We start from the raw sequence: 22,969 nt of genomic DNA, 5'->3' as shown, positions 1-22,969 counted from the left end.
GCTGCTGTTAGATGTATGTGATATGGATCTTGCAATAAACCGATATTAATCACCGTTTATTTTAATATCAGCAAGATATTTGGTGGAAAGCGACTGCTCATTAATTGCACGCTTTAGCAACCGGAAGGTAAGCAGGGCCGAGATGGTGTGTTGTACCTGCATCTGTGCCATGAAGGTGTCCGGCTCATCCTCGTCAAAGCCGAACATGGGGCGCTCCGGGGTCACCCTTATCGCATCGCGCGCAATGGTCAGCTCCTCCACCTGCAGCATGGGGTAACCCTCCCGCTGCGCCAGCTCCCCTGCCCGCTTGAGCACATATTTGCGGGCCGTCTCCCTGTCCACCAGATCGTTGCCGACAAACTCCAGCTGCCACTTGTCGGGCGCAAGGCGGGTCTCGGAAAAGCCGGTGCGGCCGTTCCAGAACGACTTCTCCTGCTGATATGGCGTGGCACAGCCACCGAGCAGCAACGAGAGCAAAACCAGAGATCGCCAGATGGATGCAGAGAGAGACACGATAACCCCCGTCAGGGCAGAACAGTGTCGCTACTACAGCACAGCGCAAGGGGGATAGACAATCGCAGCAACGGCAAAGAGCAGAAAAGAAAAAAGGCCTTGTCGTTTGACAAGGCCTTTTCCGGGGAATGATGGTCGGCGTGAGAGGATTTGAACCTCCGACCCCTGACACCCCATGACAGTGCGCTACCTGGCTGCGCTACACGCCGACGAAGTCAGTCTGAGCTGACGGGGGCTGAGTTTATGGAGATGGCCCCGCCCTGTCAACAAAGAAACGCCGCCAATTCCCCGACAATGGTGCGTTCGCCTGCTTTGCGAACAATCAGCGATTAAAGGTCAGCCGCTTGCCTAGGATCTGGTCAGTGACCTGCCCGTTTTGCCAGGCGATCTGGCCGTTCACCAGCGTCATCTCCACCGTACTGTGGAAACGGTAGCCGTTGAAGGGCGACCAGCCACAGTGGTAGAGGATGTTGTCATCGTTGACCACGTAGGGCTTGCCCAGATCCAGCAGCACCAGATCGGCAAAGTAGCCCTCGCGAATGTAGCCGCGATCCTGCACCTGGAAACGCTCGGCCACCGCATGGGAGGTCTTCTTGACGATGGTCTCCAGAGTGAACACGCCGTTATGGTAGAGCTCCAGCAGTGCCTGCAGGGAGTGCTGCACCAGCGGCACACCGGACGGCGCCTTGAAGTAGCTGTTCTGCTTCTCCTCCCAGGTGTGGGGGGCATGGTCGGTGGCGATGATGTCGAGCACGTCATTGCGCACCGCATCGAGCAGTGCATGCTGATCGGCGGCACTCTTCACCGCAGGGTTGCACTTGATCTGGCTGCCGAGGGTGTCGTAATCGGCTTCGTTGAAGAAGAGATGGTGAACACACACCTCGGCAGTGATGTTCTTGTCTTTCAGTTCACTCAGGTCGTGACTGGCGGTAAAGAGCGACAGCTCCTTGGCGGATGTCAGATGCAGCACGTGCAGCTTGGCGCCGTATTTTTTCGCCAGCGCCACCGCCATGCTGGAGGATTTGTAGCACGCCTCGTCACTGCGGATGCGGCCATGCTCGCCCATCGGCACATTTTCGCCCCACTTGGCCCGCGCCGCCTCTTCGGCTTTGGCGATGGTCGGGGTGTCTTCGCAGTGAGTAACGATCATCACCGGACTCTCGCGGAAGATGGCCGCCAGGGTCTCCTGATTATCCACCAGCATGTTGCCGGTCGAGGAGCCCATGAACACCTTGACCCCGCAGGACTGCTTGGGATCGAGACGCTTGATCTCTTCCAGGTTGTCGTTGGTGGCACCCAGATAGAAGCTGTAGTTGGCGACGGAGGAGTTGGCGGCGATCTGGTATTTGGCTTCGAGGGCGTCGAGGGTGGTGGTCTGGGGATTGACGTTGGGCATTTCCATGAAACTGGTGGTACCACCGGCGACGGCGGCCCGGGATTCACTGGCGATGGTCCCCTTGTGGGTCAGCCCCGGTTCCCGGAAGTGGACCTGATCATCGATCATTCCGGGGATGAGGTGGCGACCAGCGGCATCGATCACCACCGCATCGTGCGCGTCGATATCGGGTGCGATGCGGGCAATCCGTTCCCCCTCGATCAACACGTCGGAGGCATAGATACGGCCTTCGTTGACCAGGGTGGCATTCTTGATAAGCAGTTTGTTCATGGGGGGTTCCAGTTCCTTTGCCGATAATCGCGGGTCATAATAGCGCAAAACTGCCCTTTCTCTGTAGCAAGGCCTGACTGATGAAGTTATTTGTAAGAGATTTGACCGTGATCGACTCCAGCTACCTCTGCGAACGCCGCGGCATGGTAGGTGAGAGCTGGCTGGTAGATATCGAAATGAGCGGCGAGCTCAACGAGATGAGCATGTTGCTGGACTTCGGCCGGGTAAAGAAGCTGATCAAGTCGATCATCGATGACGAGGTGGATCACAAGCTGCTGGTCCCGACCGAATGCCCTCTGGTGCATGTCGAGACGCTGGAAGATGGCGAGAGCTGCGTCGATCTGCTGCGCCCCGGCCGCTCCATCCACCTGCGCTGCCCGACCCAGGGTTTTGCCTTTATCCCTGCCCCGCAGGTCGATAAAGAGTCAGTCACCCGCTACCTGCTGGCGGTACTGGCCAAGCGGCTTCCGAGCAACATCAAGGATCTGTCGCTGACCCTGCGTCAGGAAGCCATCGACGGCCCCTTCTATCACTACAGCCACGGCCTGAAAAAGCACGATGGCAACTGCCAGCGCATCGCCCACGGCCACCGCTCCCCCATCGAGATCCACATCGATGGCGAGCGAGATGGCGAGCTCGAACAGCAGTGGGCCGAACGCTGGGCCGATATCTATCTCGGCACCGATGAGGATAAAGTGCCCCTCGAAGAGCTGGCCCTCAGTGCCCGTGCCAACGTGCAGCTGGGTGAACACCACACCGGCTTCAAATATGTGGCGCCACAGGGGCTGTTCCAGCTGGCCATCCCCACCACCGAGGTGGAGATGATCGACACCGACACCACGGTCGAGCTGCTGGCTTGCTACATCGCCCGCGAAGTGAAGAAGATGGTGGGCGACAAGTTCGTCAAGATTGTCGCCTATGAAGGGGTCGGCAAGGGCGCCATCGCCTACGCCTGATCCTCTTGTCACTGCCGCAAACAACAAGGCCCCGCAGCTGCGGGGCCTTGTTGTTTCAGCCTGTTGCCATCAGGCGCTCAGGCGGAAGCGCTTGACCAGACTCTCCTGCTGCTCGGCGAGGGAGTCGAGCTGCTGGCTGGTCTGGGCCACCCGCTCGATCCCCTGATAGTTGAGATCCGAGATATCGGAGATACGGTTGAGGTTGGTAGCGATGTCGGCGCTGGTCGCCTGCTGCTGCTCGGCGGCGGAGGCAATCTGGCTCGACATGTCGCTGATGAGCACCACGATCCCCTGCACCTCCTCCATGGCGTTGTTGGCGTGGGAACTCTGATCCATGCAGCTGTCCATCTCGCGCGAGCACTCCTGCATCACGGTCACCGCTCTGGCAACCCCCTGCTGCAGGTTCTCGATCATGGTCTGGATCTCGCTGGTTGATTGCGCGGTGCGCCCCGCCAGACTGCGTACCTCGTCGGCGACCACCGCAAAACCGCGCCCCTGCTCGCCAGCACGCGCCGCCTCGATGGCCGCGTTAAGGGCCAACAGGTTGGTCTGCTCGGCGATACCGCGAATGACATCGAGAATGTTGCCGATCTGGCTGCTCATGCTGCTTACATCGCCAATCACCTTGCCGGTCTGTTGCAACTTGCCCGCCAGCTGATGGGTGGTGGTGATATTGCCCGCCATCACCTTGCGTCCCATCTCGGAGGCCTTCTCCACATCCATCACACGCTCCAGAGTCTGGTTGGCAGCCTGCGCCACCTCGCGTACCGAAGCTTCCATCTGGGTCATGGCGGCGGCGACCGAGGCGGTCTCCTGCCGCTGCTTCTCCAGATCGGCCCGCACCGATTCGGTGGTATGGCGGTTGCCATGGGCGGCATCGTTAAGCTGGGCTGATGCGTTGGAGAGCTGGACCAGCACCTCCCCCATCTGCTCGATCAGCAGGTTGAGCTGGCTGCCCAGCTGGCCAAATTCGTTCTTGCTCTGAAAGCCGATGCGCTGGGTCATGTCGCCGCGAGTCACCTCGGAGAGGACTCGCAGCAGCTCACGCAGCGGACGGCGGATCGCCTTACCCAGGGTGTAGGCCACCAGCATGGCGATCAGAATGGCGACCACTATGCTCGCCCCCTGAGTCAGAGTGCTCTGGCGCTGCACCTCTTTGGCATGCTGGATACTGCCGTTCATCAGCTGCTGGCTGCTCGCGGTCATCCGCTCCAGCCGGTTCTGGATCTCGACGATAAGCGCGCTGGCCTGCTTGCTCTTCTCCCGCATCAGCTCCTGCTGCTTCATCAGTGCCAGATACTGGGCCAGCACCCCTTCACTGGCGGTGGTGTCGCGCACGAAGCCGTGAACATAATGGCCCATGTCGTTCTCGAAATTCTTGAGCTCACCCTGCAGATCCTTGATGGTGCTGTTGAACCCCTCGATCTGCATCTTGTTGCGCTTGAGCGCCCCTTCGATGGGAGCCGGGATAGTTTGGTTGAGCGCATCCATGGTGGAGAGTTCGATGGCGGAGAGCTTGGTGGTCAGGGTCTCGGAGAGCATCTTGATGAAGCTGTCGTCGATGGTGATCATCATGTCACCCAGATTCTTCTTGAACTGGGGCAGGCTGACCTGAAACTGCCCCTTGGCCAGATTGACCTTGTGCAGCCGGGTGAGCAGCGCCTCGTGCTCGCCGGGCAGGGTATCGGTCAGTTCCAGATACCGCGCCACCTGCTCGCCAAGGGCGGTCATCTCGCCCTGCAGCTCGGGGTGTTCGGCCACCTGCTGCCGCAAGGCAGCCAAGGTCTTGTCGACCTGCGCCTTGGCCTGTTTCAGCTCGGCCACTTCGGCTGGCAGCTGTTTGGGGTCCTGCTCGGTCAGCACATCCCCGAGCCACTTGTTGGCGCTGAGCAGAGAGATCTGGGTCTGACTGCTGGCGATCACCAACGGCATCGACTGCTGGGTAACCTGTTCCAGCGCCCCGCCGAGGGTCTCCTGACTACGAAATGTGAGCAGTGAGCTGGCCACCATCACGGCCACCAGAATAGCGAAGCCGAGATAGACCCGCTGCAAGATGGAGAGATCCGACATTGATTGTTTCATTATTATCCCGCTGTATATGCAAAAGTCCCTTGCCTGAGTACCCCGTCCTTTTGATACCCTGCAGACCACCCTGAACAGGCGCTACAGATGACGTCTCTCCGGCTATCGGTATTTTTAACAATAACTGAAGGGAATGGGACATCAGCTGTGTCAAATCTCGGCTTGTGTCACACTTGCCGTGCAGCGTGGAGCCGCTTGGGATCCAAATTCGATTTTCTTTTTCTCATAAGGGAGTTAGCCATGGCGCAAGAAACCATTTTCAGCAAAATCATCCGTAAAGAGATCCCCGCCGACATCCTTTATCAGGACGATCTGGTGACCGCTTTCCGGGACATCCAGCCCAAAGCCAAGACCCACGTGCTGATCATTCCCAATGTGCTGATCCCCACCGTCAACGATGTGGAGCCGGAGCACGAGCTGGCCCTTGGCCGGATGTTCACCGTGGCCCGCAAACTCGCCGCCGACGCGGGCATTGCCGAGGATGGCTACCGCCTCATCATGAACTGCAACCGCCACGGCGGCCAGGAGGTCTACCACATCCACATGCATCTGGTCGGTGGCCAGCCGCTGGGACCGCTGCTCAGCCTGTAATGACTCGCCACATCGCCACCTGCCGCAGCGCCCTGTTGCTCTGCGGCGCCCTGCTGTTGCTGGGGGGCTGCGCCTCCCGCTGGCAAGACATGTTCGTCTCCTACTCCGATCAGATGGTGCCGCTGCGCAACCAGCTGCTGCTGGGCCATGCCGCCGAGGCGCTGCCCGAGGTGCGCGACTCCAACCTCGGCGATGACACCTTTGTCCTCGATCGCCTTGAAGAGGGGCGCATCGCCTGGCTCGCCGGTCAGGATGCGGGCAGCAAGCAGGCGTTTTCTGCCGCCGACAGCCGCCTTCAGTGGGAAGACAATCAGGCCGAATACCGGCTGAGCCACGGTCTGGATCAGGTGGGCAGCCTGCTCACCAACGACCAGTCGATGGCCTACCTCACCCCCGATTACGAACGCACCATGCTGCACCACTACCTGGCCCTCAACTACCTGCAACGGGGTGATGCCGATGGCGCCCTGGTGGAGGTGCGCCGGGCCAATCAGGTGCAAGAGCAGGCCCTGAAACGGCGAGCTGACGAGGTGCGCAAGGCAAAGGATGAGAGCGAAGAGGCCGAGACCGAGGGGGAGATGCGCCAGCTGATGTCGCGCGGCGCACCCGAGCTCGACCGGCTGATCGGCAAGGTCAAGAACGGTTTCCAGAACGCCTATACCTTCTACTTCTCCGCCGTGCTCTATGAGGCTGCGGGGGATCTCAACGACGCCTGGATCGATTACCAGCGCGGCTACCAGATAGCGCCGGACAACCGCAGCCTGCAGGATGCCTTGCTGCGTCTGGCGATGCTGCGTGGCGCGCCGGACGAGATCCGCGCGACCGAGAAAAAGGTGGGTCGCAAAGCGCCACCACTCACTAAAAATCAGGGCCAACTGGTGGTGCTGTTTGAAGATGGCCTGATCCCGGCGCGGCGCGAACTCTTCCTGCCGCTGCCCATCTCCACCTCCCAAGGCGATTTTCGCACCTTTACCGTGGCCATCCCCTATTACGATAATCGGGCCAGCGACACGGGGCCGCTCACGGTCACGCTCGGCAAACGGGTTGAGCAGACCAGCGAGCTGGTCAGGCTGGAAGCGCTGGCCGCCAAGGATCTGCAGGAGCGCCTGCCCGGAATGCTGACCCGCCAGGCGCTGCGGCTGGTGGCCAAGGAGCAGATGCGCCGCACCGCCGCCAAAGAGGGGGGCGATGTGGGCAATATTCTGGTGGGGATCTTCAACACCCTCTCGGAGCGAGCCGATACCCGCAGCTGGCTGACACTGCCGGCGCAGGCATCAAGCTGGCAGGGGATGGTGCCGGCGGGTGAGGTGAACCTCACTCTGGGGGCGGGTGCCGCCCAGCGCCAGTTGCCGCTGACCATTCATAGCGGCCGCACCACCCTGGTGTGGGTTCAGCGCCTCGACGCCGGCCTGACCACCCGGGTGATGCCGCTCTGAGCAAGCGGCAAAGAGAGATGAGCAAGACGATTAACCGGGCAGCCCCCAGTGCTGCCCCACTCACTCCAATCAAGGAGAGCAAGATGAAAGCATACGGGTTGGCCCTCGGGCTCGCGCTGCTGCTGACCGGCTGCGCCACCAACACCTCCGGCGTGGCGCTCTATGGAGCACCGGGCGCCGCAGCGGTGCCGGAGCAGCATCAAAACGTCAACGTCACCCTGACCGAGCTGAGCCGCCGTGAACAGAACGGACTGCTGCAGGTCAATGTGGCCGCCGCCAGCACCCAGCGTGGCGACAACAAGCTGCAATATATGTTCTATTGGTATGATGAGGCCGGTCAGGAGGTCGCCAGCGACGGTCGTGGCTGGACACCGCTCAAGCTGCATGGCTATCAGACCCGCACCCTGTCTGCCCTGGCGCCGAGCCCGACCGCCCGCGGTTACCGGATTTATGTACGTGAAGTGATTGAGGAATCCTACTGATGAAAATGAATCATGCCCTGCTGATCCTGACCGGCGCCCTGCTGCTGGGCGGCTGCTCCAGCACCACGGTCAGCTACGGTGATCCGACCGAAACCGAAACGGTCACCGTCGATTACGGCTCAAGCGATCTGCAGGCTATTGCCGACAAGATGGCGGATTCCATGCTGGCCTCCCCCGCAACCAGCGAGATCACCGCCGGCGGCCGTCCGGTGATGTTCATGGACTCCATCCGCAACAAGACCTCCGAGCACATCGATACAGAAGCTATCACCGATACCATCCGCACCAAGCTGCTGCGGGCCGGCAAGTTCCGCTTCGTCGACATGAGCAAGGTTGCCGCCGTCAAGCAGCAGCTCGAATATCAGCAGAGCAGCGGCATGGTTGATCCCGCCTCCATGGTGCGACTGGGCAAGCAGACCGGTGCCCGCTACATGGTCTATGGCAACCTCGCCAGCATCGTCAAGGACAATGGCAAGGTGAAGGATGTCTACTACCAGATGACCATGAACCTGATGGACCTGCAAAGCGGCGAGCTGCTCTGGGCTGACCAGAAAGAGATCCGCAAGCAGGCGAAGAAGTCCACCTTTGGCTGGTAAGGCTGACCCGGTAATGCTCGCCCCCGACGCTCTGCTCGCCACGCTGCCCGTCCCATGGCGGGACGGGACTCTCGAGCCGCTCGGCGCGGGCCTCACCAACAGCAACTATCGACTGCGCCTCCCTTCGGGGCGCAGTTACTTTTTGCGTCAGGGCCACCCGGACCCGGTGCGCCTTGGCATCGACCGGACCACCGAGTGGCAGCTCTATCAGGGAGCCATGAGGTCGGGTCTGGCCCTGCCCTGCCATTACCAGGATCCCGCCAGCGGCCTGATGTTGCTGGAGTGGTGCGATGAGCCAAACTGGCTTGAAGCTGCGCCCCCCGTCACCGAACAGCCCCGTTTGCTGGCAGAGGTGCTACGCAAGCTGCATCGCCTCCCCCTTCCCTCTGTGGTGATGGCGGTACGGGCCCACGCTGCCGGTTATCGCGCCCGGCTGGCTCAGGTACCGACCTGGTTGCCAGCACTGGAGCGCAGCCTGCTTGCCAACCGCGAACCCGATGATTGCTGGCGACCTTGCCACCATGATCTCAATCCGGCTAACTTGTTGGGTCACGCGCCCTGGGTTATCGACTGGGAGTATGGTGCGGCAGGCCATCCCGGCTTTGAGGTGGCCAGCATCCAGCGCACCCACGACTGGCCAGAAGAGCAGCGCCTGGCGCTGGAGGAGCACTATCTGCGCACACTCCCGCGCCATGAGTGGCCCGCTCTTCAGAGCGAGGCATTCATCCCCTGGGTCGACTATATCGGCCTGCTCTGGGCCCTGCTGATGGCGGAACAAGACGCTTCGCCCGACTACGACACACTGATAGCCCTCAACCGGCAACGACTGGAGTGACAGATGATCAACAAGGTGCGCTGGCACAAGCCTAAAACCTGGGGTCTGCTACTGCTCGGCCTGCTGCTGACCGGCTGCTCGACCCGGGTTATCTACTACTGGATTGATACCGCCATCATCTGGCAACTGGATGACTATTTCGTCCTCACCTCCCCCCAGAAGGATCTGCTGAGCCGCGAGGTCAAAGGGCTGATGGCATGGCACCGCCAACACGAGCTCCCTCGCTATGCCCGGGATCTCGATACCCTCGCCAAAGCAGTGGCCAGCCCCATGACACCGGAGCAGATCTCCACCAATCTCGATGCGGTGCAGCAGAGCCTGACCCGCACCCTGGAGAACGCCATACCCCGCACCGTCAGGCTGGCGAGCACTCTCAGCGATGAGCAGGTGACCCGCTTCATGGCCGATCGGCTCAAGCGCCAGCAGGAGCGGCAGCAGGAGTTCGCCAGCGAACCCAAAGAGAAGATGCTGGCGGAGTTTCGCGACAAGATGAACCAGCGCCTCGAGTACTGGATTGGTGAAGTGAAACCGGCGCAAGCGCCACTGGTTGCCCAATGGGCCGAGTGGCAGTACGAGCTGATGCCCCCCTGGCTCGAGTTCCAGACCTCCTGGACCAAAGAGCTGGACAGGCTGATGCAGCAGCGCCAGAGCCCCGACTTCACCCGCGAGCTGACCGAGCTGCTGGCACAGGGGGACGGCATGATGGATGGCCGCTTCACCGGTTATACCGAGCAGTCGCGCCAGCGCACCGTCAACTGGCTCTGCGCCATGAGCCAGTCGCTGGATCTGGCCCAGCGGGCCCATCTCTACTCCCTGCTCAAGGGCTATGCCCGCGATTTCCAGCAGATGACCGGTAGCTGACCAAGGGGCTTCAGAATAATCCTAATTGGGCGGCAAGGGTTGTCCCGCCGCTGCCGCCTGTGGTAGTTTCCCCTTTCCATTTATCGGGAATACCCTTTTGCGCCTTATCGACAAAGTCAAACTGGGGCTGGTGGCACTCGTTGTCTCGCTCACTCTGCTTTGTTCCATCAATGTGATGGAAGGCCCGCTGCTACCCGATCAGCAACAGACCCAGAGCCTCTCGCAAGCGAGCGAGAGCGACGATGGCGTCATCAAGTTTGTTGCGACCAACCAGAATCACCTGCTGCGTTTCGAGCAGTCCCTGCGCAGTGACAACCAGCCCAAAAATGTGGTCTACGAACTGATCCAGAGCTGGTCTGCCCAGGCAATTCTGCTGGTGCTGCTTGGCTGGCTGTTGCTCGCCGCCCAGCTCTACCACAAGCAGCGCTTTCGCGATCCCTTCGCCACGATTCACCGCCACCGGCTGCAGCGCCAGTATCTGCAGTACCGCTTCACCCAGAGCTATCTGAGCGCCTGACCCCGAGGGGTTGGCACATCTACTGTTTGCTCATCTCCTCCTTCTGACGGATCCCGCTTCGGCCTGATCCGCACTTGATGCATCCATTTTTTTCTGCGCCTTGCCGAGCCTTGATGCTATCGGCCTGCGCACAATTCTCCTGACAGAGGCCAATTTGCCATGAGAAAAACCAGTCATACCCTTCTTAACCGCATGAGCAAGTGGCAGTACGCCCTACTGCTGCTCATGCTGCTGACCTTTACCTTCTATTCGCTGCCGACCTTTTTTGGCGAGCAGCCCTCTCTTGGTCTGCACGGTCAGCAGAGCCTGACCACCAAACAGCAGATGCTGCTGACCGACAACCACCTGACCCCGGCCAAGATCATCGAACAACCGGAGCGGGTCGAGCTGGTCTTTGCCACCCAGAGCGAACAGCAAAGAGCCAAACAACTGCTGGAGCAGCAGGGCCTCGACAGCGCAGCGCTGACGCTGGAGTTCCACTCCAACGCCCCGACCTGGATCAGTCGCCTTGGCGCCGACCCCATCAAGCTCGGCCTCGATCTGCGCGGCGGCTCCCAGCTGCTGATCGGGGTCGATGTCGATTTCGTCCTCGATGCCCAGACCAAGAATCTGGTCGACACCCTGCGCACCCGCTTCCGTGAAGCCAATCTGCGCGGTGCCGGCGTGGCCAGGGCAGATCTGGGCAGCGTCAATGTCACCCTGCCGGAAGCTGACGATCAGAGTGGCTGGCTCACCATCATCAAGGAGAGCGCCGGCACCCGTCAGGATCAGTGGAAAATGACCCGCAGCGGTAACCAGCTCAAGTTGGTGCTGAGCGAGGCCGAACGCACCCAGCTCATCAACAACGCCGTGACCCAGAACCTCTCCATCCTCAAGAAGCGGATCAACGAACTCGGCATCGTCGAAGCTTCGGTACAGCGCCAGGGTCAGGATGGCATCCGCATCGAGCTGCCGGGCGTGCACAACCCCAAGCAGGCGAAAGAGGTGATCGGGGCGACCGCGTCACTGGCCTTCTACGAGGCCAAGGCTGACAGCCACTTCTACATCGCCGATCGCAACGGTCAGGCCGTCGGCATGGCGCGCCGGCCAGTGCTGACCGGCGAGCACATCGTCGATGCCCGGGCCAACATGGGCGAGATGGGTCAGCCGCAGGTCAACATCGTGCTCGACACCCTGGGCGGCAACAAAATGAACCAGTTCAGCCGCCAGCATGTGGGCAAACCGATGGCAACCGTCTTCACCGAGTACAAGACCAATGCCCAGGGCAAGCTGCGCGCCCAGAGCGAGGTGATCAACGTCGCCACCATCCAGACCGCCCTTGGCAACCAGTTCCGCATCACCGGGATTGGCAGCCTGCCGGAAGCGCAGGAGCTGGCCATGTTGCTGCGCGCCGGTGCCCTCACCGCACCGCTCAAGATCCTGGAAGAGCGCAGTATTGGCCCGACCCTCGGGATGCAGAATATCGAAGCGGGCTTCACCGCCCTCGGGTTCGGCATGGCGGGCATGATGCTGTTCATGATGGCCTGGTATCGCAAGTTCGGCTGGGTCGCCATCACCGCGCTGGTCGCCAACCTGCTGATGCAGGTCGGCATGCTGGCGGTGCTGCCGGGGGCCGTGTTGACCCTGCCGGGGATTGCCGGTCTGGTGTTGACGGTGGGGATGGCGGTGGATACCCACGTGCTCATCTTCGAGCGGATCAAGGATCGCCTGCGTGACGGCGGCTCGCTGGCCAACGCCATCGACTTTGGCTATCGCTCGGCATTTCGCACCATCTTCGATGCCAACATCACCACGCTCATCTGCGCCGTGGTGCTCTACTCCATCGGTTCCGGGCCGCTGCAAGGCTTCTCCATCACTCTCATTCTGGGGCTTATTTCCAGCATGGTGACCGGGATCTGGGGCACACGCGCCATCATCAACCCCCTGTGGGGCCGCAGCAGCGAGCGCACGCTGAAGGTGTAACGGGGCGAAGTGCCCCCTGATGAGCGGATCCGGCAACGCCGCCGGCCATGGAGATGGCCAGCCCAACGCGCCGGATCAGAGACATTTCCCCCGCAGTGCCAAGGCACGTCGGGATGCGGCCGCCAGCCAGGCGCTGGCAGGCCAAGGAGAGAACTATGTTGAGAATGATTGTTGCCATGGGGCTGACCCGCTGGCGTTATATCGGCCTGTGGGCCTCTGTCGTACTGACAGTAGCGAGCATCGCCATGCTGCTGGTCAACGGCCTTGCCCTCGGCCTCGACTTTACCGGTGGCACCCTGCTGGAGTTTCATATCCAGACCCTCAAGGAGGCCCATGAGCTCAACGCCATGCTCACCTCCCCGCTGGCGGGCGCGGTGGAGCTCAGCTCTGCCGGTGTCCCCGGTGAGTGGCTGATCAAGCTGCCACCGCACGAACTGCCCTGGCAGGCCACCGAGCTTGCCACCATGCTGACCCAGCAACTGGGCATGCCAGTCGAGCTGCTGCGCACCACCATCGTCGGCCCGCAGGTGGGCGCCGAGCTGTTCCAGCAGGGGATGCTGGCGGTGCTGGTCGCCTCCCTCGCCATCTCGGCCTATCTGGCGTTTCGCTTCGAGTGGCGTCAGGCCATCGGCATCCTTATCTCGGTGATCCACGATGCCATCGTGGCGCTGGGGTTGCTGGCGCTGTTCAACATCGAGTTCGATCTCAACGTCATCGCCGGTCTGATGGCGGTGATCGGCTACTCCCTCAACGACAGCATCGTGATTTCGGACCGCTTGCGGGATCTACTGAGCTCGCGCACCCAGATGGGGATCCACGAATGTTCTGATGTTGCCATCAAGGCCACCTTCAGTCGTACCATGATCACCTCGGGTACCACCCTGTTTACCGTCGGGGCACTGCTGCTGTTTGGCGGCGATACCCTCTACGGTTTCTCCTTCACTCTGTTCACCGGCATTCTGGTGGGGACCATCTCCTCCATCACCGTGGCCTCCACCGTGCAGGAGCTGCTGGGTCTGAGCCCGCAGGCCTATCAGAAGAAGGGTGAGGAGCCGCTGGCAGAGGCAGCATAACCGCTCTTTTTGCGGTTCTTTTTACGGTCTGTTTTACCTCCCACCTTCCGGCCCCTGCACACAAGCAGGGGCCTCTTTCCTGCCCACGCTGTTAACGCTGTTAGCTTCTTTTTGCGAAGAAAATTTACGAGTGAGCAGATTGACAGCAAAAGATGAAAAAACAACCACACCTTAATAACAAAAAAGTCATTTTATTACGGCATACCCCGCAAAAGTGTGACTGAAAGCACTTTCTTTAGGTCTCAAAAGCGGCAAGATTGTAGTGATTTATCTACAAAGGGATACAAGATGTTGTTACAACCTGCCAATACAGCAAAAGCAAGACAGTTGCTGAACGAGACCATGGCTTTGGTTCTCGCCGGAGGGCGGGGTAGTCGCCTCAAACAGTTAACTGATAACAGAGCGAAGCCTGCAGTCCACTTTGGCGGAAAATTCCGCATCATCGATTTTGTGCTCTCCAACTGCATCAACTCCGGCATTCGCCGCGTAGGTGTGGTGACCCAGTACAAATCCCACAGCTTGCTGCGCCACCTTCAATCAGGTTGGTCTTTCTTGCGCTATCAGATGAACGAGTTCATCGACCTGCTGCCCGCGCAGCAGCGCGTGGACGAGGTCAACTGGTATCGGGGCACCGCTGATGCGGTCTATCAGAACCTGGACATCATCCGCGACCATGGTCCCAAATATATCGTCGTACTGGCAGGCGACCACATCTACAAGATGGACTACGCCGCCATGCTGCTCGACCACGTCAACATGGGCGCCAAGGTGACCGTTGCCTGTATCGAAGTGCCGCGCAGTGAAGCGAGTGCCTTCGGGGTGATGGCGATCGATGGCGATCGCAAGATCAATGCCTTTGTGGAAAAGCCGGCCAACCCGCCAGCCATGCCGGGCAAGGAAGATACCTCTCTCGCCTCTATGGGGGTCTACATCTTCGATGCCGACTATCTCTATCAGCTGCTGGATGAAGACATCACCAACGACGAATCCCACCACGATTTCGGGATGGACGTGATCCCCCGCGTGGTGAAAGAAGGCACCGCCTATGCCCACCCGTTTGGCATGTCCTGCGTCGGCTGCAATGCCGAGAAGCGCCCCTACTGGCGCGATGTGGGCACTGTGGACTCCTTCTGGGAGGCCAACATGGATCTCGCCTCCGTCACTCCGGAGCTCGATATCTATGATCAGGACTGGCCCATCTGGACCAGCCAGACCATGACGCCGCCAGCCAAGTTCGTGCAGGACAGAAACGGCCAGCACGGCATGACCATCAACTCGATGTTCTCTGGCGGCACCATTGTCAGCGGCTCCTTTATCCTGAGCTCGGTGCTCTTTACCAATGTGCGGGTTCACTCTTTCTGCACCTTGGATCAGGCCGTGGTCTTCCCCGGGGTCGAGATCGGGCCGGGCTGCCGCCTGCGCCGGGTGGTGATCGACAAGGGGTGCAAGCTGCCGGAAGGGATGGTGATCGGTGAAAACGCCGATGAGGATGCCCGTCGCTTCTATCGCTCCGAACAGGGCATTGTGCTGGTCACCAAAGAGATGCTGGATAAACTCAAGGCGTAATATCACGTCTTGAACGGGGCTCGGGCCCCTATTCGAAGGGGCCATCACGGCCCCTTTCTTGTTTCTCTGCGGTGTCGAGCCAGCTCTCCCTTTATGCTTCTTTTGCCCTCCCCCCTGCGCAATCGTAAACATTTAATTACAAAAATCACTCCCTCTCACGCAATCCCTCGCTATTTTATTACCATAACGACTATGTTAACGCGTTTTTATCTGCATAAATGGCAGTAAACCCGCTTGTTTCACTTGATTGTTTGTTTTTACTTGGTAAGGTGAGGGCGGTTGCGTAACAAAGCACGTACCGGTGTAAATATAAGTGTACGATTGCTTTTAGAATTCAGTCCAGAGAGAACGACATCATGCAAAGAGATCCCCTGAACAACATCCATATCCAGTCCGAACAAGTGATGATCACGCCTGCCCAGCTCAAGGAGAAATTGCCTATCTCCACCAAGGCGCTGGCATTCGTGCAAGGGGCCCGCAATACCATCGCCGACATCATCCACCGCCGTGACCACCGCCTGCTGGTGATCTGCGGCCCCTGCTCCATTCACGACATGGAGGCCGCCAAAGAGTACGCAACCAGACTCAAGGCTTTGCATGATGCCTATCAGGACTCTCTCTACATTGTGATGCGGGTCTACTTCGAGAAACCCCGCACCACGGTGGGCTGGAAGGGCTTTATCAACGACCCCAATCTGGACGGCACCTTCGATGTAGAACTCGGCCTGCATCGTGCCCGCGAGCTGCTCTGCTCGCTGGCCGAGATGGAGCTGCCGCTGGCGACCGAAGCGCTCGACCCCATCAGCCCGCAATACCTAGCAGAGCTCTTCTCCTGGTCGGCCATCGGCGCCCGCACCACCGAATCCCAGACCCACAGGGAGATGGCATCCGGCCTCTCCATGCCGGTCGGCTTCAAGAACGGCACCGACGGCAATCTGGGCACCGCCATCAACGCCCTGCAATCGGCCTCCTCTCCCCACGCCTTTATGGGCATTAACCAGCAGGGCCAGGTCGCGCTGTTGCAGACCCAGGGCAACCCGGATGGCCATGTGATCCTGCGCGGTGGCAAACACCCCAACTACGACTCGGTCAATGTATCGCTGGCGGAAGAGGCGCTGGAAAAAGCGGGCCTGCAACCGGGACTGGTAGTGGATTGCAGCCACGGCAACTCCAGCAAGGATCACCGTCTGCAGCCCAAGGTGGCTGACAACGTCATCCACCAGATCCTGGAGGGGAACCGCTCCATCATCGGGGTGATGCTCGAATCCAACCTGTTTGAGGGCAACCAGTCAAGCGAGCAACCCAAGTGCGAGATGCGCTACGGTGTCTCCATCACCGATGCCTGCATCGACTGGGAGACCACAGAGGCGCTGCTGGCCCGTTGCCACAGCCAGCTGGCGGCGCCACTCAAGAGCAGAACTGGCGGTTAAGCCGTGATATCTTGATGCAACATATTGAATCACAAGGTGCCGCTGCTGGCGGCACCCACAGGGACTGAAGATGGCAGAAGAGTTGAATGCCCTCAGGGACAAGATTGATGCGGTAGACCGGCAGCTTATCGATCTGCTGGCCGCTCGTCTGGCGCTGGTGGGAGAAGTGGGTGAAGTGAAGAGCCGCCACGGCCTGCCCATCTACGCACCGGATCGGGAAGCCAGCATGCTGGCCCGCCGCCGTACCGAAGCCGAGGCACTGGGCGTGCCGGGTGACCTTATCGAAGACGTGCTGCGCCGGGTGATGCGCGAATCTTACGCCAGTGAAAAAGATACCGGCTTCAAGTGCATGAAGCCGGATCTGGGCAAGGTGGTGATCATCGGCGGTCAGGGCCAGCTTGGCCGCCTGTTTGGCCATATGTTCACCCTCTCGGGTTATCACGTCGATACCCTCGAACAGGCCGACTGGCCAAGAGCAGACGAGATCCTCGCCGGAGCCGGTCTGGTGATGGTAGCGGTGCCCATCGACATCACCTGCCAGATCATCGACCGGCTCGGCAACCTGCCCGCAGATTGCCTGCTGGTCGATGTCACCAGCGTCAAATCAGCGCCGCTCGAGCATATGCTGGCAGTACACCGGGGGCCAGTGCTGGGTCTGCACCCCATGTTCGGACCGGATGTGGCAAGTCTCGCCAAACAGGTGATCGTCTGCTGTCAGGGACGTGACGCTGCCGCCAGCCAGTGGCTGCTGGAGCAGATGACCATCTGGGGCGCCCGCCTGCAGCAGGTGGAAGCCAAAGCCCACGATGAGGCGATGACCTTTATCCAGGCGCTGCGCCACTTTGCCACCTTTGCCTACGGCTGGCACCTCTCGCGGGAAGGGGCCAATCTGGAGCGACTGCTGGCGCTGAGCTCCCCCATCTACCGGCTCGAGCTGGCCATGGTGGGGCGGCTGTTTGCCCAAGATCCCCACCTCTATGCCGACATCATTTTGTCGTCGCCACAGAACCTGGCGATGATCCGCCGCTACTACCAGAACTTCGGCGAGGCGCTGGGTCTGCTGGAGCGTGGAGACAGGGACGGTTTTATCGAGGCGTTCAGCCAGGTTTCCGGCTTCTTTGGCGAACACGCCGACCAGTTCCTGCGCGAAAGCCGCACCCTGCTGGCACAAGCCAACGATCGCCGCCAGCACAGCTGAGCGAGCCCGCACCAACCGATTGCCAAGGGAAGATGCCTCTCATCTTCCCTTTTTATTGGTACGCCCTTAATTGCCACGCTGTTTCTTGGCTCTTCATTTATTGGCACGCTATCCAAAAGCCCCGGCCTAAACGCAGGTTGGTGATCCTGTTGCAGACCGCACTCTTCCCTTACCAGCACATCAACTGAAAATAGCGACATCGGTTTTCTTGCCTACTGCCAATGGTCGCTCGCTTGCTATCCATCTGACGGCAATCGGCAATTAAACATCAAGCTGCAATACAACCGAACAGCCAAACCACAGGCCCACTCAGCCCTATCGGCTATTGGCCTCTTCTGCCACAGATCTGAGGAGGACTAAACCATTACAGATACACGAAAAGCTATAACGTCCGTCCAACAGGCTCTCAATTAGACAACTCTTTAAGGTCAGCCACATCCTTCACTACGTTGAATACAATGCTCCAAACCCCGACAACAGGCCAAGAAGGCCGCCATAAATTTAATTTATGTATTTTCACCAAATGACCTAATTTTTGTTTATACCGCACATATATTTCTCCCCCAGCTCCTTCGCAGCCATTCTCCACCGGATATAGGCCGTGCCCGAATTTGGGCTGTTCACTCAACAGAACGTAGCGCCTGTTAGCCTGAAGACATTTATGAGGAGCAGGAGAGATTAATCGTTACAACGGCTTTGGCAACTTGGACAGCAATATGGCTTACCCAGCCACCCATTCAATAGCCGCCAAGACAGCAAGACGCCAAAAAGAAAATGGCCGGATATCAATCCGGCCATTTTATCGCTTGGTCAAAGACTCAAGCTTGGATATCGCTTGTCAGCAACTTCTTATTAGAAGTTGTACTGCATTGCAACAGTCCACTCGTCGTCCATCTTGTCCATGCTCTGGATTTTGTATTCGGTGTAAGCTTTCAGCTTCGGAGTGAAAGCGTACTGAACACCCAGCAGGGTCTCGTCAACCTGATCCTTGTAGCTGGAGCCAGAGGCTTGTGCGTTGGCCTTGCCTTCTTTGAAGTTGTAGCCAGCCAGGAAGGTCCAAGCGTCTACGTTGTAAGAGGCTGCCAGCTCGTAACCACGGCCCTCATCTTTGTAACCGGTGGTATCGTTCTTCACAGAACCCTGAGTGTACATACCGGCAAAGTAGAAACCGTTGATTGCATAGTTGGTAGACAGCGCCCATTCGGACTTCTCGCCACTCTGAGTAGGAGTAATCTTCTTGGTTTCCAGATCAGAGTATGCGTAGCCAGCATTGAAGCCCAGACCAAAATCAAACTTGTAACCAGCAGCAGCGGCATAAGCATACTTACGCTTCAGGTCAGGGAAGGATTCAGTCTTAACCTTGCCACCAACGTCTTTAATTACGACAGCGGTGTCATCATTGGTCTGGTAGGACAGCTTACCGGTGAAACCACCGAAGGAGTTGGAGTAGATGACCTGACCTTCTTGGCGACCATCGTAATAGTTACCGTTTGAGCCCCACTCGTTGAAGATATCGGTTGCGGCGATAGCATCATAGAAAGCGGTATCAGTCTGACCGAAGATTACTTGGCCGTTCTGACCACCATCAAAACCGGCATAGATATGACGAGCCTTGAAAGTGCTACCATCGGTGTTCTCTGCAGATACTTGCCATTCGGTTTTGGCAATGGCAGACCAAGTGTTGTTCAGAGCAACTTTGCCGGACCAGCCCAGACGGGATGCACCAACCAGTTCGGCATCGCCTTTACGGGCCATGGTCAGCTCGTTGGGGTTATCACTCTTGCCGTAGTAGTTAGCTTGTACACGACCGTATACATCGAAAGTGGTACCGTCTTTGTCATAGATCACGGAAGCGTTAGCTGCGGATGCAAACAGAGCCGGGATAGCAATAGCCAGAATTGTCTTTTTCATAGTTTCCAATGCCTACTGTAATTAAACACTAAGTCTTTGTTATTCCCTGTGTTAGCGATGTACTTTGCATCACTATGACGGCGAGACTAGCACCGGGTTTTCACAACCGCAACGAAAAAACTTGGAACTTTTTATGAAAAGCATAGTCACCGAGATGGAAATGTGAGCCAGCTCTCACATTATCCGCCCACCAAAGGAAAACGTTTACAATGTTTTTTGCTGTTTTTTTATACTTGCACAGCCTGTTTTTAGGTAATTGCAGTTAACTCCCTGATAAACAACCAACCTCATCAGACCAGTACGAAATGAGGGTGATGAAAGTGCGCCCCTCGACCCCGACAAGGGGATACGGGTATCCTTGGCCTTTCCCCGCGCAACAACCAAACTGGCCTCCTCTTTATGCTGTCAACTCGCCTCAAAGCCACCATTCGTCAAACCTACCGCCAGATTTCGGATGGCTTGCCCGGTTTTGTGCCGCGTAAAGAACAGAATTTTCTGGTCGCCGAGATAGCCAAGACGCTGACCGGGGAGTATGACAAGCAGCGCCGTATTCTGGTGGCCGAGGCGGGCACCGGGATCGGCAAGTCCCTCTCCTATGCTCAGGGAGCGATCCCCGTCGCGAGATTGACCCAGAAAAAGCTGGTGATCTCCACCGCCACCGTGGCATTGCAGGAGCAGCTGATCCACAAGGATCTCCCCTTCTATCACCGCCACAGCGAGTTGCCGTTTCGCTTTATGCTGGTCAAGGGACGCCAGCGCTACTGCTGCGAACATCTGCTGGAGCAGGCTGCAAGCGGTAGCGAGATGGCCAACTTCGAATTCGACTTTGGCGCTCTGAGCAAACACAAGCCGTCAGAAGCCGACAAGAGTTGTTATCAGGCGCTATGGCAGGCCTACACCGAAGGCAAGTGGGATGGCGATCGGGACAACTGGCCCAAACCCATTCCCGACCTGTGTTGGGATCGTATCGCCGCCGATCGCCACACCTGCAACAAAGCGCTGACTCACCATCAACACTGCCCCTTCCACCGCGCCCGCAACGACATGGACAGTGCCGATGTGCTGGTGGTCAACCATGCACTGCTGCTCTCTGACCTCACCATGGGTGGCGGCATCATCCTACCGCCCCCCGACGAGTGCATCTATGTGCTGGACGAAGCGCACCACCTGCCCACCATCGCCCGGGATCACGGCGCCGCCTCGGCCAGCGTCAAAGGCTCCCGCCGCTGGCTGGAAAAACTGGTGCAAAGTGCCGGCAAGCTGACTCGAACGCTCAATAAAGAGAGCCTCATCGATCCGCAATTGAAGTTGCAGGATGCCCTCGCCTCCATTCAACCCGACCTTAAGGCGGTGGAGCAGTGGCTCGCCAGCAATGACCGGCTGTTTGGCAGCGAGATGCACTACCGTTTTGGCGAAGGGGTATTGCCAGACCCGCTGCCGATGCTGGCAGAAAATCTCAAGGAGTCGAGCAAGAAGGCGCTGCGAGCGCTGGACAGAATGCAGGCAGCCATTGGTGAAGCCCTGAAAGATGGCGAGATCCGTCGCAAAGAGGCCGAGCCGCTACTAGCCGAGAGCGGTTTTCATCTGCAGCGGCTGGAGAGCTTCTGCGCCCTGTGGGAGATGTTGGGGCGCCATATTCCCGAGGGGAAGACCCCGCTCGCCCGCTGGATGGCCAAGAGTGACGATGGCGACATCTGGCTGCATGCCTCCCCTATCGAGGTGGGTTATCTGCTGGAAGAGTGGCTCTGGTCCAGGTGTCTGGGTGCCGTGCTGGTCTCGGCCACCCTGACCGCCCTCTCCTCCTTCAGCTATTTCCGCCATCAGGTGGGTTTGAAGGAGCACGACGGCACCCGCTATCTGCGTCTGCGCTCCCCCTTTGATTACCAGAAAGCCGAGCTCTATCTGCCCAAGATGGCCCATGAGCCCAACTCCCCAGCCTTTACCGACGAGCTGATTAGCGCCCTGCCACGCCTGCTGGCGGGTAAAGAGGCAAGTCTGGTGCTCTTCTCCTCCTACCGGCAGATGAACGAGGTAGCCGTTGGCCTCAGGGCAAAAGGGCTCTCTTTGCTGGTACAGGGCGAGGCCTCCCGCAACGCCCTGCTCACCCTGCACAAGCAGAAGTGCGACGGCGGTCAGGCCAGCATCCTGTTCGGTACCGGCAGCTTTTCCGAAGGGCTGGATCTGCCTGGTCACTACCTCACCAACCTGGTCATCACCAAGCTACCGTTCGCGGTGCCCAACTCGCCGGTGGAAGAGGCCACTGCCGAGTGGGTCGAGAAGCGGGGCGGCAATCCCTTTTTGCAACTGACGGTACCGGAGGCGTCGCGCAAGCTCATTCAGGCTTGTGGTCGCCTCATCCGCAAGGAGGCCGATCGGGGGCGGGTCACCATTCTCGATCGCCGCCTGCTGACCAAACGCTATGGCAAGGGGCTGCTCGATGCCCTGCCCCCGTTCAAGCGGCGTGTTGAATAGCCCCTTAATAGCTGCGCCCTCACCGCTAATGAGAGAAAAGATGATAGTCGAGCCAATTTCGGCCAGCTCAAAGAGCAATTGCCGCAGTGAACCAAACCTGTAAAAATGAGCCCCTGTTTTCAGCAGGCAATCGTCTGACTGTTCAAGGAGATGAAATGAAACTGACTGTTCTGGTACCGGCACTGGCTGGTCTGTTGTTTGCGGGTAGCGCCCTGGCCAATACCCAGGTCGAAGTAAGTGCCCCTTATGTTGCCCAGCTGATCGACGGCCAACCTATCAATCCCAAGCTGCTCGACAAAACCAGCTCTTTCCCGCTCAGCGCTGGCAAGCATCAGCTGGTTGTTGCTTTTGAAGGAAACTACTCAAGCCGCAACGAAATAAAGCTGGTGACTGCCGAACCGCTGGTAATCAACTTTACTGCCGCCGACAACCAGAAGCTGGTGCTGGACTACAAAAAACCTCGCAACGAAATTGAAGCCAAGCAGTTCCTGCAAAATCAGAAAGTGGTATTGAAAGACAGTATCAGCGGTCAGACCGTGGCCAGCGAGCAGTTCGTGATGCCGAAAGTCGAAGGCTTCCAGTTGACTCGTGACTACCAGCAAGAGCTGATCAACATGGGCAAGGCATTCAACCAACCCAAAACTGTCGCCGTCTCCTCTGCGGCCGTCATGGCTGCCGCCAGTGCACCGGTTCAGGTAGCGCCGAGCAAAGCCCAGAGCAACCCGGAAGCCCTGACCCAGCTGCAAAACTGGTACAACAAGGCTGATGCGGAGACCCGCAAAGCGTTCCAGATCTGGGTTATACAGCAGCAGTAATTGGATG

At 58.9% G+C, this 22,969-nt stretch carries 19 protein-coding genes and 1 tRNA gene; 15 read left to right on the top strand and 5 right to left on the bottom strand.

Annotation, left to right across the window (positions count from 1 at the left end):
- Positions 1 to 45: 45 nt before the first annotated feature.
- The 3 genes from AAHA39_RS00565 to AAHA39_RS00555 all read right to left on the bottom strand — a co-directional run bounded on the left by AAHA39_RS00565 (position 46) and on the right by AAHA39_RS00555 (position 2,179).
- Entirely contained in the window at positions 46 to 513 is a 468-nt protein-coding gene (locus tag AAHA39_RS00565) for a CC0125/CC1285 family lipoprotein (protein WP_232097889.1), read from the bottom strand.
- Between the two features lie 132 nt (positions 514 to 645).
- A tRNA-Pro gene (locus AAHA39_RS00560) sits at positions 646 to 722 on the bottom strand.
- A gap of 113 nt (positions 723 to 835) precedes the next feature.
- Positions 836 to 2,179 carry a dihydroorotase gene (locus AAHA39_RS00555; protein ID WP_201915778.1) on the bottom strand — a complete coding sequence of 448 codons (1,344 nt, stop codon included), beginning with the start codon at positions 2,177 to 2,179 and terminating at the stop codon, positions 836 to 838.
- 80 nt (positions 2,180 to 2,259) lie between these two features.
- On the opposite strand from AAHA39_RS00555, the gene AAHA39_RS00550 reads away from it, so the two are divergent.
- Positions 2,260 to 3,135, top strand: coding sequence for a 6-carboxytetrahydropterin synthase (locus AAHA39_RS00550; protein WP_320655858.1), 876 nt, complete (start codon positions 2,260 to 2,262; stop codon positions 3,133 to 3,135).
- Between the two features lie 69 nt (positions 3,136 to 3,204).
- On the opposite strand, the gene AAHA39_RS00545 is transcribed toward AAHA39_RS00550, so the two are convergent.
- Positions 3,205 to 5,217: a methyl-accepting chemotaxis protein gene (locus AAHA39_RS00545; RefSeq protein WP_104015173.1), complete on the bottom strand. Its 2,013-nt coding sequence runs from the start codon at positions 5,215 to 5,217 to the stop codon at positions 3,205 to 3,207.
- A 240-nt stretch (positions 5,218 to 5,457) separates the two neighbouring features.
- On the opposite strand from AAHA39_RS00545, the gene hinT reads away from it, so the two are divergent.
- The 12 genes from hinT to tyrA all read left to right on the top strand — a co-directional run bounded on the left by hinT (position 5,458) and on the right by tyrA (position 17,764).
- Positions 5,458 to 5,808 carry a purine nucleoside phosphoramidase gene (gene hinT, locus AAHA39_RS00540; RefSeq protein WP_041209906.1) on the top strand — a complete coding sequence of 117 codons (351 nt, stop codon included), beginning with the start codon at positions 5,458 to 5,460 and terminating at the stop codon, positions 5,806 to 5,808.
- Positions 5,808 to 7,244: a COG3014 family protein gene (locus AAHA39_RS00535; protein ID WP_320655859.1), complete on the top strand. Its 1,437-nt coding sequence runs from the start codon at positions 5,808 to 5,810 to the stop codon at positions 7,242 to 7,244. Before hinT ends, AAHA39_RS00535 begins: the two co-directional genes overlap by 1 nt.
- Positions 7,245 to 7,327: 83 nt before the next feature.
- Complete coding sequence (locus tag AAHA39_RS00530) at positions 7,328 to 7,726, top strand: YcfL family protein (RefSeq protein WP_104015175.1); 399 nt, start codon at positions 7,328 to 7,330, stop codon at positions 7,724 to 7,726.
- On the top strand, positions 7,726 to 8,322 hold the full coding sequence (gene lpoB / locus AAHA39_RS00525; protein ID WP_033113381.1) for a penicillin-binding protein activator LpoB: 597 nt from the start codon (positions 7,726 to 7,728) through the stop codon (positions 8,320 to 8,322). The genes AAHA39_RS00530 and lpoB overlap by 1 nt, the downstream gene beginning before the upstream one ends.
- 13 nt (positions 8,323 to 8,335) lie before the next feature.
- Positions 8,336 to 9,157 carry a phosphotransferase gene (locus AAHA39_RS00520; protein ID WP_320655906.1) on the top strand — a complete coding sequence of 274 codons (822 nt, stop codon included), beginning with the start codon at positions 8,336 to 8,338 and terminating at the stop codon, positions 9,155 to 9,157.
- Positions 9,158 to 9,160: 3 nt separating this feature from the next.
- On the top strand, positions 9,161 to 10,018 hold the full coding sequence (locus AAHA39_RS00515; protein WP_042033397.1) for a DUF6279 family lipoprotein: 858 nt from the start codon (positions 9,161 to 9,163) through the stop codon (positions 10,016 to 10,018).
- A gap of 97 nt (positions 10,019 to 10,115) precedes the next feature.
- Entirely contained in the window at positions 10,116 to 10,535 is a 420-nt protein-coding gene (locus AAHA39_RS00510; protein WP_071911590.1) for a hypothetical protein, read from the top strand.
- A gap of 159 nt (positions 10,536 to 10,694) precedes the next feature.
- Positions 10,695 to 12,497 carry a protein translocase subunit SecD gene (gene secD / locus AAHA39_RS00505; protein ID WP_203131236.1) on the top strand — a complete coding sequence of 601 codons (1,803 nt, stop codon included), beginning with the start codon at positions 10,695 to 10,697 and terminating at the stop codon, positions 12,495 to 12,497.
- A 155-nt stretch (positions 12,498 to 12,652) separates the two neighbouring features.
- Positions 12,653 to 13,570, top strand: a complete 918-nt coding sequence (gene secF / locus AAHA39_RS00500; protein WP_320655860.1) for a protein translocase subunit SecF — start codon at positions 12,653 to 12,655, stop codon at positions 13,568 to 13,570.
- 288 nt (positions 13,571 to 13,858) lie between these two features.
- Complete coding sequence (gene glgC / locus AAHA39_RS00495; protein ID WP_320655861.1) at positions 13,859 to 15,136, top strand: glucose-1-phosphate adenylyltransferase; 1,278 nt, start codon at positions 13,859 to 13,861, stop codon at positions 15,134 to 15,136.
- A 356-nt stretch (positions 15,137 to 15,492) separates the two neighbouring features.
- Positions 15,493 to 16,566: a 3-deoxy-7-phosphoheptulonate synthase gene (locus AAHA39_RS00490; RefSeq protein ID WP_320655862.1), complete on the top strand. Its 1,074-nt coding sequence runs from the start codon at positions 15,493 to 15,495 to the stop codon at positions 16,564 to 16,566.
- Positions 16,567 to 16,636: 70 nt separating this feature from the next.
- Positions 16,637 to 17,764, top strand: a complete 1,128-nt coding sequence (tyrA, locus tag AAHA39_RS00485) for a bifunctional chorismate mutase/prephenate dehydrogenase (protein WP_156852079.1) — start codon at positions 16,637 to 16,639, stop codon at positions 17,762 to 17,764.
- Positions 17,765 to 18,616: 852 nt separating this feature from the next.
- Here tyrA and AAHA39_RS00480 read toward each other — a convergent pair.
- The gene (locus AAHA39_RS00480; protein WP_320655863.1) at positions 18,617 to 19,675 is read right to left on the bottom strand and encodes a porin; all 1,059 of its coding nucleotides are present in this window, start codon (positions 19,673 to 19,675) and stop codon (positions 18,617 to 18,619) included.
- Between the two features lie 399 nt (positions 19,676 to 20,074).
- Here AAHA39_RS00480 and dinG point away from each other — a divergent pair, with 399 nt between their 5' ends.
- Together dinG and AAHA39_RS00470 are read left to right on the top strand one after the other, a co-directional pair.
- The gene (gene dinG / locus AAHA39_RS00475) at positions 20,075 to 22,147 is read left to right on the top strand and encodes an ATP-dependent DNA helicase DinG (protein WP_320655864.1); all 2,073 of its coding nucleotides are present in this window, start codon (positions 20,075 to 20,077) and stop codon (positions 22,145 to 22,147) included.
- Positions 22,148 to 22,302: 155 nt separating this feature from the next.
- Positions 22,303 to 22,962, top strand: a complete 660-nt coding sequence (locus AAHA39_RS00470) for a YccT family protein (RefSeq protein WP_320655865.1) — start codon at positions 22,303 to 22,305, stop codon at positions 22,960 to 22,962.
- The last annotated feature ends 7 nt before the right edge of the window (positions 22,963 to 22,969 follow it).

It is taken from the genome of Aeromonas sp. SE22 (assembly GCF_038739755.1).
Taxonomy (GTDB): Bacteria; Pseudomonadota; Gammaproteobacteria; order Enterobacterales; family Aeromonadaceae; genus Aeromonas; species Aeromonas jandaei.
Note: the sequence above shows the minus strand (reverse complement) of the source record. Positions and strands in the feature narration are given on the sequence as shown.

Bases quoted from the DNA above. Each gene is read 5' to 3' on its own strand.
- AAHA39_RS00555 (WP_201915778.1), bottom strand. From the start codon at position 2,179: ATGAACAAACTGCTTATCAAGAATGCCACCCTGGTCAACGAAGGCCGT.
- AAHA39_RS00550 (WP_320655858.1), top strand. From the start codon at position 2,260: ATGAAGTTATTTGTAAGAGATTTGACCGTGATCGACTCCAGCTACCTC.
- AAHA39_RS00545 (WP_104015173.1), bottom strand. From the start codon at position 5,217: ATGAAACAATCAATGTCGGATCTCTCCATCTTGCAGCGGGTCTATCTC.
- hinT (WP_041209906.1), top strand. From the start codon at position 5,458: ATGGCGCAAGAAACCATTTTCAGCAAAATCATCCGTAAAGAGATCCCC.
- AAHA39_RS00535 (WP_320655859.1), top strand. From the start codon at position 5,808: ATGACTCGCCACATCGCCACCTGCCGCAGCGCCCTGTTGCTCTGCGGC.
- AAHA39_RS00530 (WP_104015175.1), top strand. From the start codon at position 7,328: ATGAAAGCATACGGGTTGGCCCTCGGGCTCGCGCTGCTGCTGACCGGC.
- lpoB (WP_033113381.1), top strand. From the start codon at position 7,726: ATGAAAATGAATCATGCCCTGCTGATCCTGACCGGCGCCCTGCTGCTG.
- AAHA39_RS00520 (WP_320655906.1), top strand. From the start codon at position 8,336: ATGCTCGCCCCCGACGCTCTGCTCGCCACGCTGCCCGTCCCATGGCGG.
- AAHA39_RS00515 (WP_042033397.1), top strand. From the start codon at position 9,161: ATGATCAACAAGGTGCGCTGGCACAAGCCTAAAACCTGGGGTCTGCTA.
- secD (WP_203131236.1), top strand. From the start codon at position 10,695: ATGAGAAAAACCAGTCATACCCTTCTTAACCGCATGAGCAAGTGGCAG.
- secF (WP_320655860.1), top strand. From the start codon at position 12,653: ATGTTGAGAATGATTGTTGCCATGGGGCTGACCCGCTGGCGTTATATC.
- glgC (WP_320655861.1), top strand. From the start codon at position 13,859: ATGTTGTTACAACCTGCCAATACAGCAAAAGCAAGACAGTTGCTGAAC.
- AAHA39_RS00490 (WP_320655862.1), top strand. From the start codon at position 15,493: ATGCAAAGAGATCCCCTGAACAACATCCATATCCAGTCCGAACAAGTG.
- tyrA (WP_156852079.1), top strand. From the start codon at position 16,637: ATGGCAGAAGAGTTGAATGCCCTCAGGGACAAGATTGATGCGGTAGAC.
- AAHA39_RS00480 (WP_320655863.1), bottom strand. From the start codon at position 19,675: ATGAAAAAGACAATTCTGGCTATTGCTATCCCGGCTCTGTTTGCATCC.
- dinG (WP_320655864.1), top strand. From the start codon at position 20,075: ATGCTGTCAACTCGCCTCAAAGCCACCATTCGTCAAACCTACCGCCAG.
- AAHA39_RS00470 (WP_320655865.1), top strand. From the start codon at position 22,303: ATGAAACTGACTGTTCTGGTACCGGCACTGGCTGGTCTGTTGTTTGCG.